Source organism: Streptomyces sp. SPB074 (assembly GCF_000154905.1).
Lineage (GTDB): Bacteria > Actinomycetota > Actinomycetes > Streptomycetales > Streptomycetaceae > Streptomyces.
The window spans coordinates 3605892-3614277 of sequence record NZ_GG770539.1; the positions used below are offsets into that span (position 1 = coordinate 3605892).

Consider the following 8386-nt stretch of genomic DNA (forward strand, 5'->3'; position numbering starts at 1 on the left):
GCGCCTTCCAGCAGCCCGCCCAGCCGCCCCGCCGCAAGCGCGGACGCGGCGTCTTCCTCGCCGCCGTGATCGTGGCCGCGCTCGTCGCGGGCGGCGTCGGCGGCGGCATCGGCTACTGGGCCGCCGACCGCGACGACAACGGCACGGGCTCCACGACGATCGCCGCGGCCGACAGCCCGGCGAGCACCAAGCGCGCGGCGGGCTCCGTCGCGGGCATCGCCCAGGCGGCGCTGCCGAGCGTCGTCACGATCGACGCACAGGGCGGCGACGGCGAAGGCTCCACGGGCACCGGCTTCGTCTACGACAAGCAGGGCCACATCCTGACCAACAACCACGTCGTGGCCTCCGCCGCGACGGGCGGCAAACTCACCGCGACCTTCTCCAACGGCAAGAAGTACGCGGCCGAGGTGATCGGGCACGCGCAGGGCTACGACGTCGCGGTGATCAAGCTCAAGAACGCCTCGGGCCTCAAGCCGCTCGTGCTCGGCGACTCGGACCGTACGGCCGTCGGGGACTCGACGATCGCGATCGGCGCGCCCTTCGGCCTCTCGAACACGGTGACCACCGGCATCGTCAGCGCCAAGGACCGCCCGGTCGCCTCCAGCGACGGCGAGAGCGCGAAGAGCTCGTACATGAGCGCCCTCCAGACCGACGCCTCGATCAACCCGGGCAACTCCGGCGGCCCGCTCCTCAACGAGCGCGGCCAGGTCATCGGCATCAACTCCGCGATTCAGCCCGGCAACTCGGGCGGTGGTCTAGGTGGCGGCTCGGGCCAGGGCGGCTCGATCGGCCTCGGCTTCGCCATCCCGATCAACCAGGCCAAGCGCGTCGCCCAGGAACTGATCCGCACCGGCACGCCCGTCTACCCGGTCATCGGCGCGACCGTCTCGCTCGAAGAGAACATGGACGGCGCGACGATCTCCGACCAGGGTGCGGGCAGCGACCCCGCCGTGACGCCCGGCGGCCCCGCCGCGAAGGGCGGTCTCAAGTCCGGCGACACGATCACCCAGCTCGACGACACGATCATCGACAGCGGCCCGACCCTGATCGGCGAGATCTGGACCCACCAGCCCGGCGACAAGGTCAAGATCACCTACAAGCGCGACGGCAAGGAACGCACCACCGAAGTGACCCTCGGCCAGCGCAAGGGCGACGACTAGACCGGTACGCTGTACCCCGCCCCACCGGCCTCCGGCGGGGCGGGGAGGGTTGCCCGAGCGGCCTAAGGGAACGGTCTTGAAAACCGTCGTGGTGGCGACACCACCGTGGGTTCAAATCCCACACCCTCCGCCGCAGGTCACGAAGACCGCAGCTCAGAAGGGGCGCACCGCGAGAGCGGGGCGCCCCTTCGGCGTGCGGGGTGGGGGCCGTCTCGGGGTGACGTACCGTCGCGGCATGGGGAGCGTGGCCAGGGACGGGGGCCCGGTCGGCGGGGCCCGGGGGGTGCTGCCGCCGGGGGAACGGATCGTCGGCGTGGAGCGGTTGCGGGGTGGCTGGACCTCGGAGATGCGGCGGATCGACGTGCGCGGAGCCTCGGGCGCGTACGCGGTGGTGCTGCGCAGCTTCGTGAAGGAGTTCTACGTACGGCACGCCGCCGGGCTGTTGCGGCGTGAGGCCGAGGTCCTGCGGCTCCTCGCGGCGGAGGACGGGGTGCCGGTCGCACGGTGCCTCGGTGTCCGACCGGAGGGAGAGCCGCCCTCCCTGCCGATGACACTGCTGCCGGGGAGCGTACGGCTCGAAGAGGAAGGCGCCGGGAAGCGGGCCGAGTTGCTCGCGCGGCAGCTCCGCGCCATCCACGAGGTCCGGCCCACGGTGGCGGACCGGCCCCGCGTCTACGAGGCGTGGACCGCGCCCGCGCGCGTCCGGGTGCCGGAGGGCACGCGCAGGACCGCTGTGTGGGCGCGGGCCGTCGAACGCATCGGCGCGGCCCCGCCCCCGTACGAAGCCCGTTTCCTGCACCGCGACTTCCATCCCGGCAACGTCCTCTTCACCGGGACGGGCGCGCGGGCCGCGGTCAGCGGCGTCGTCGACTGGGTCGAGACCTCGTGGGGGCCCGCGGATCTCGATGTCGCCCACTGCTCGACCGCGCTCGCGCTCCTCCACGGTGTGCCGGCCGGGATGCGCTTCGCCGAGCAGTACGTCGCCGCAGGCGGAGAACTGAGCCCGGAACCGGCCGCGCACCTGTACTGGCGTCTGCTCGACGCTCTCGCCTTCGCCCCGGACGCCGAGAAAGCCGCCGTCCCCTGGCGCGAACTCGGCCGCCCCGACCTCACCCCGTCGCTGCTCAGGGCACGCCTGGAGGACTACGTGGCTGAACTGCTGCGCCGGTACGACTGACCACGCCTCGTCCGCCTCCCGCACTCCGTCGTGCGGGCGGTGCCCACCTCCCGCAATGTTTCACGTGAAACATCGTCGGTCGTGCCGTACTTGCGGGAATGTTTCACGTGAAACATCGAGAAGCGAGGGGCGTTGATGACCACCGTGGTGCGGAGGCTGGAGCCCTGGGCGGGCGCACCGGAGCGTGCTGTCCGCCGGGTCTGGTACGTCAGTTACGGCTCGAACATGCGGCTCGCCCGCTTCCTCACGTACGTACACGGCGGCCGGCCCGAGGGCGGAGCGCTGGCGCACCCCGGCTGCCGTGACCCCGAACCGCCACGCGCCTGGGCGGCCCTGGAGTTGCGGGGGCGGCTGTACTTCGCGACGGAATCGCGGGTCTGGGGCGGGGGACGCGCGTTCTTCGAGCCGCCGGTTTCCTCGGGCCGGTCGGGCACCGGTGCGGGGCGCGTGTTCGCGCGCGCGTACGACGTGAGCCGGGAGCAGTTCGCGGACGTGGCCGCACAGGAGATGTACTGTGCGCCCGGGGACGGACCCGCGCTGGGGGCGGTGCTCGCGGGCGGGGAACGGGCGGTGCGATGCGGGCCCGGGCGCTACGAGACGCTGCTCTGCCTCGGCGCGCTCGACGGTCGCCCCGCCCTCACCTTCACCGCTCCCTGGCGGGCGGCCGATGTGGCGCCGAACCCGCCGTCGGAGCGCTATCTGGCCCAGTTGGCCGAGGGGTTGGGCGAGACTGGCGCGTGGAGCACGAGCGCGGTGGGCGCGTATCTGGCGGCAGCGGCGGAGGCAGCGACGGCGTAGGCGTTCGGGGCGGGGAGCACGCGGACGAAGTGGGCGGGGAGAGGGTGTGGGGGTGCCCGCGAACGAGGGTGGGGGGGTGCCCGAACGCGGTGCCGGCGAGAGCGCGGAGGTGGCGATTCCCGGCCGGGTGCGGGATGTTTCCCGGTCGCTCCGCGCGCCGGGCCGTCGCTCCTCGGCCGCCTGCTCGTTGCTCTGGGCAAGGCCCCCGCCGGTCCGGCGCCGCTCGCCGCGTGCCACCGGGGACAGGCACGACAGCGCACGGCGACAGAGCACGGACGACGGAGTGAGGTAACGGGCGTGGTTTCCGGCTGGGAGTGGGACGAGACGCTGTTCGCGGGGGCTGCCCCGTACTACGAGCGCGGGCGCTTGCCGTACGCGCCCGGGCTCGCGAAGGCGCTCGCCGCCGCGCTGCGCCTGGACGGGCGCGGGCGCCTGGTGGACGTGGGCTGTGGCCCCGGCACCCTGACGCTGCGGTTGGCGCACCTGTTCCGCGAGGTCGTGGGCGTCGATCCGGACCGGGGAATGATCGCGGAGGCCGGACGCCGCGCGGCGGGAGCGGGCCTGACGGGCAAGGTGCGGTGGGTACGGGCGCGGGCCGAGGAACTCCCCTCGGGACTCGGCAGCTTCACGGTGGCGACCTTCGGCCACTCCTTCCACTGGATGGACCAGGAGCGCGTGGCGCGGACGGTGCGCGGGCTGCTGCGGCCGGGCGGCTCGCTCGTGCATGTCACGGACGTCAAGGACGAGGTGCGGACGCTCGCGGGACTGCCGTACCCGGGCGTTCCGCACGAGGAGATCGAGGAACTCGTCCACCGCTACCTCGGGCCCGTGCGTCGCGCGGGACAGGGCGTACTGCCACAGGGCACGCCCGGCGGTGAGCGGGACGTGCTCGCGGGCTCGGGCTTCTCGTCCCCGGAGCGGCACGTGGTGCCGGGCGGCCAGCCGCTGGACCGTACCGACGACGACCTCGTGGCCTGGGTCTTCTCGCACTCCGCTACCGCACCGCACCTCTTCGGCCCGCACCGTGAGGACTTCGAGGACGCACTGCGCCGTCTGCTGCGCGAGATCTCCCCGCCCGGCCTCTTCTCCGAACGCCTCCCCAGTACCGAGGTGTTCGTGTGGCGCCGCGAGGACTCGTTCGCGGAGCCGGAACGGGTGTGAGGCGCGGGGGAGGGGGCAGCGCTGGGGACTCCCCGCGTGTGGGGGCTGACGGTGTGCCGGGGCGTCCGCCGGGCCGGGGGCCGCGTTTCTCAGGACGCTCGGTCCCTGCCCCGCCGTCGCGTCGTCCCGGCCGGTGCGGTGGTGACCGGTCCCGTCGCGCTGCCGGGTGCCGTACGGAGGAACGCGGAGGCGACGGTGCGGGCGGCCTCGTGCGTCGGGAGGCCCGTGGCGTGGGCCGCCGCGACGAGGCGGGCAGCGACCGCCGTGCTCGCGAGGCCGCTCTCGCCGACGCGGCACGCCGCCCAGTAGAGACGGGTGTTGCGTTCGCCCGGGAGCGAGGCGCGTACGAAGCGCAGCAGGGCCTCGGTGGCGCGCTCGTGGTCGCCGGGGTGCCGGTGGAGGGCGTACGGGACGGGGCGGCGCGAGGGAGCGAGGAGACGCAGTAGTGCCTCGGGAGCCGGAGCCGGTCGAGGCGGGCCCGGCGGGGCGCCGGGCAGGAAGCGGTACACGCCCCGGGTGGTACGGGAGCCGGGGCCCACCAAATAGCCGCCCGCGCCTCGTACATCGATCCCGGGGGCGAGGCGGCCCGCCGAATTGCGCACGGTCCGCCCGGCCGGAGCGGAGAACCACAGGTGCGCGCCTCCGCTCGGCGTGGCGACGCGGAGGGTGACTGGGAGAACGAAGCCGTGCCGGGCACCGAGCAGCACGAGCGCGCGCAGAGGATCGGCGCCGTGCTTCGTGTCGAGGTCGAGGCCGAGCAGGTGGTGCGGAGCGAGGCCGCACGCGATGCCGTAGCCGGAGGCGTGGGGCGCACGTGCGAACAGGGCGCGGATCACGCTTGGTTCGGTGCTCGCGTCGTAGACCCCGTGCCCGGGAAGTCCGCAGGCGCCCCGGCAGGGGGCGGGGGAGCCGGGGGGTGTTCCGGGGGTGGCGGAGACGGGGGCGGTCTGCGGGCCGGGGCCGGTCGGAGGGACGGAGCCGGTCCCGGAGTCGGGGGCGGGGGCCGCCGGGGGACGGTGCGGTGAGGGGAGCGCGGGGCGCTTCGTGCGGCCGAGCGGGAAGACGGCGTAGCCGTGGGCCGCGGCGGCGAGGGCGAGCGCGAGCGGTGTGGGTTCGCGATCCATGGCCCCAGTCTCGTACCGGAGTTCGCGCGGGGGCAGGGCGTGCGAGGGGGGCGGTGGCGCGCGTGCGGCGCACGGCAGGCCACAGCGGTGGACGGTCGTCTCCGGGCCTCTTCTCAGGGGCGATCTCGGGGTTTACCCCGAGGAACCCTGATACTCCACGCGGGTGTGTTTCAGGGCCATATGGGGTTTATCCGGAGATCATCACGCGTGCGAGCGAATAGTGGCCCGTGGGCTGGTTTTACGGCTGTCACCTGGGCAATTCTGGATGCACGACGTCGCACAGTTCACTCCGGATCGGCTGGCCAACCGTTCCGGTGTCGCGAACAGTTGACCGGCCTTCCCAGCCGCCGCGCGCGGACCGGGGGAGTCGGCTACCGCACCGGTCATCCCGGTCAGTGGAGGAAAGACATGGCACGCATCCGTACCGCCCGCACTCTCGCCGCCGTTGCCGCACTGCCGCTCGCCGCGGCGCTGTTCACCGGCGTCGCCCAGGCCGACAACGGTGCCGTCGCGGGCAACGGAGCGAACGCGGCCGTGTCGACCAACGACGCCTCCGGCGTCGGCGGCGACAACTTCGGCAATTCGTCCTCGACGCAACAGCAGGCCGTGGGCGCCGGCGCCTCGAACCAGAGCAACACGGCGCAGGTGGAGGGCTCCGCCTTCACAGCCGTCGACCAGCACAACTTCAACCTGGACATCGACTACACCGACCTCTGGTAGTCGGGAGGACGTGGGCGCGGAGGCTTTGGCCGGGGCCGGGGCCGGGGCCGGGGCCGGGGCCAGCCCCTCCAGGGGTGTGCCCCGGAGGGCGTGATGCCACCGCCGGAGCAGGAGCAGGAGCAGGAGCAGGAGCAGGAGCCGGAGCCGGAGCCGGGGCCGGGGTCTTCGGGTCCTCGGGGTCCTCGGTGGAGGGGATATCAAGCTCCGCCCGGTGGGGTGCGGTTGTTCACCGGACGTGGGCCACAGTCGCGAGGAGAGCCACGGGGGGCTCGGGGCGACGAAAGAGACCGGGACCGATGCCCCGGTAAAGGGGGCCGGTTCGCCCGGGCAGTTTGTACGCGGTGCGGGTCCTTGGCGAGTCCTTGTGGAAGCGCGAGGACATCCGGGCGGTGCGGAGTGCGGGGGCACACCGCGAGGCCGCGCGGCGGAAGAGCAGCGGGACCGGCGCGCACGGCGCCGGGGGACGACGACGGCCCGAGGGGGAGAGGGGCCCGCAGGGGGAGACATGGGATTTCAGGGGGCGGAGAGCCGGATGCCGCACCGGGGCCGGGAGTGGACGGCAGCGGGAGCCGGGAACGCCGGAGTACCGAAAAGAGCTTCGTACGGGGTGGCGAGGGGCGCCCCGTACGAGGAAACGAGCATCACCACGAGCGCCTTGCCCCGGCCCCCCGGGGAGGCTCGTCGGCCCGCCACAGCGCGAGCCCCGAGGCAGCCGGACCGCGATGGCGGGACGGCCGTGGTGCGGAGGGGGGCGAGGGCACGGGGCGCCATGGCGCGTGCGGCCATGTTGCGGGTGGCCGGGGCGCGGGTGGCTGCGGCGCGGGCTGCCGTGTCGCGTGCCTCCGTGCTGTGGGCGGCCGTGGCGCGTGCGGTCGTGCTTCGGCCGGTCGGGTCGCGGGCGGCCGCGCTTCGCATGGCCGGGTCGCGAGGCGTCATCCCGCAGGACGCCGCGACGCGGGCTGCCTCCGGCGATCCGCGTGGGGGCGCGGGGGCGGACATCGGTGGGCAGAAGGGGGAGCCGGTCCGAGGTGGGGCGTGTCCGCGGGGAAGGAGGTGCGGTGGGCGCCTTGACTCGCGGGATGCGAATGCGACGAATCGCGGGACGCGTCCCGCTCCGGACGAGCGTCCTGGGCTCCATCCTCGTACTTCTCCTCGGGAACTCCTTCACCGCCGCCTCGGCCGCCTCCGGCGGGGACGGGCCCTCGTGGTCCGCGCGCGGGGTCGCGACCTTCACCGGACGTGCCTTCGACACGTGCACGGCGCCGCCGCTCGCGACGATGCGGGCCTGGCGCGCCTCGCCGTACGGAGCCGTGGGCGTGTACGTCGGTGGCTGGGCGCGCGGCTGCCGTCAGCCCGAGCTGAACGCGAGCTGGCTGCGCGGGGTGCGGGACCTCGGCTGGTCGGTGCTGCCGCTCTACGTCGGCTCGCAGGCGCCGTGCGTCCAGGCCGCGCACAAGAAGAAGTACCGCCTGGGCGAGGACCCGGCCGGCACCGGGACGAAGGAGGGACGCGACGCGGTACGGGCCGCGCGGGCACTGGGGATCGTGCCGCGCAGCCCGCTCTACCTGGACGTGGAGGCGTACGACGAACGGCAGGCGGAGTGCGCGCGGGCGGTGCTCGCCTTCGTGCGCGCCTGGGACCGGGCGGTCACGGTGGAGGGCTACGTACCGGGGTTCTACAGCAGCGCGGATTCGGGCGTCGCGCACCTGGAGCGGGAGCGGCGCGCCGGAACGGCGGATCTGCCGGGAGTGATGTGGTTCGCGCACTGGACGGGAAGGGCCTCGCTCGACGCGCCGGAGGTACTGGAGCCGCAGGCGTGGCAGCCCCAGCGACGTATCCACCAGTACGCGGGCAACGTGACGGAGCGCTACGGCGGGCAGGTGCTCTCGGTCGACCGGAACCAGGTGGACGCGCCGGTCGCGCGCCTCGGCTGAGTCCTTCGCCGGCCCGGTGGACGAGGTGGGGGCGGCGCTCAACCCGGAGGGGGTCGGGGTGCGTCCTCCCCCTACAGGAGGTGGTGCGAACCCCCCGTCCTACTCCCCAAGGGGGACGGGCGGTCGGGACCTGCGGGCGATCCCCGGCGCGCTCCGCGCTTCTAGCGTGGGGGATATGACTGTGACCGAGGTCCCTCGGCGCCTTGCCGCGCCGGCCGCCGCACCGATCGCCCCCGCGCGCACCGCTCCGCGGTCCTCGCAGGCGTCCGTGCCCGCGTCCTCGGGGCACCGGCCGGTCTCCGCCCCGGCCAC

The 8386-nt window shown here is 74.2% G+C and carries 7 protein-coding genes and 1 tRNA gene; 7 read left to right on the forward strand and 1 reads right to left on the reverse strand.

Annotated elements, in window-relative coordinates; all coding sequences use genetic code 11:
- The 5 genes from SSBG_RS14870 to SSBG_RS14890 form a co-directional block, all read left to right on the forward strand.
- Positions 1 to 1160, forward strand: a 1160-nt coding sequence (locus SSBG_RS14870; protein WP_078491314.1) for a S1C family serine protease, incomplete at its 5' end; no start/stop codon positions are given.
- A 43-nt stretch (positions 1161 to 1203) separates the two neighbouring features.
- A tRNA-Ser gene (locus tag SSBG_RS14875) sits at positions 1204 to 1290 on the forward strand.
- A gap of 105 nt (positions 1291 to 1395) precedes the next feature.
- Positions 1396 to 2337 carry a phosphotransferase family protein gene (locus SSBG_RS14880; protein WP_050776778.1) on the forward strand — a complete coding sequence of 314 codons (942 nt, stop codon included), beginning with the start codon at positions 1396 to 1398 and terminating at the stop codon, positions 2335 to 2337.
- A gap of 132 nt (positions 2338 to 2469) precedes the next feature.
- Positions 2470 to 3135, forward strand: coding sequence for a hypothetical protein (locus tag SSBG_RS14885; RefSeq protein ID WP_008746934.1), 666 nt, complete (start codon positions 2470 to 2472; stop codon positions 3133 to 3135).
- A 297-nt stretch (positions 3136 to 3432) separates the two neighbouring features.
- Positions 3433 to 4296: a class I SAM-dependent methyltransferase gene (locus SSBG_RS14890; protein ID WP_008746935.1), complete on the forward strand. Its 864-nt coding sequence runs from the start codon at positions 3433 to 3435 to the stop codon at positions 4294 to 4296.
- Positions 4297 to 4385: 89 nt separating this feature from the next.
- On the opposite strand, the gene SSBG_RS14895 is transcribed toward SSBG_RS14890, so the two are convergent.
- The gene (locus tag SSBG_RS14895; RefSeq protein WP_008746936.1) at positions 4386 to 5420 is read right to left on the reverse strand and encodes a bifunctional DNA primase/polymerase; all 1035 of its coding nucleotides are present in this window, start codon (positions 5418 to 5420) and stop codon (positions 4386 to 4388) included.
- Between the two features lie 408 nt (positions 5421 to 5828).
- Between SSBG_RS14895 and SSBG_RS14900 the strand changes: the two genes are divergently transcribed.
- Together SSBG_RS14900 and SSBG_RS14905 are read left to right on the forward strand one after the other, a co-directional pair.
- Complete coding sequence (locus SSBG_RS14900; RefSeq protein WP_008746937.1) at positions 5829 to 6140, forward strand: hypothetical protein; 312 nt, start codon at positions 5829 to 5831, stop codon at positions 6138 to 6140.
- Positions 6141 to 7225: 1085 nt separating this feature from the next.
- Complete coding sequence (locus SSBG_RS14905) at positions 7226 to 8074, forward strand: glycoside hydrolase domain-containing protein (RefSeq protein WP_008746938.1); 849 nt, start codon at positions 7226 to 7228, stop codon at positions 8072 to 8074.
- The last annotated feature ends 312 nt before the right edge of the window (positions 8075 to 8386 follow it).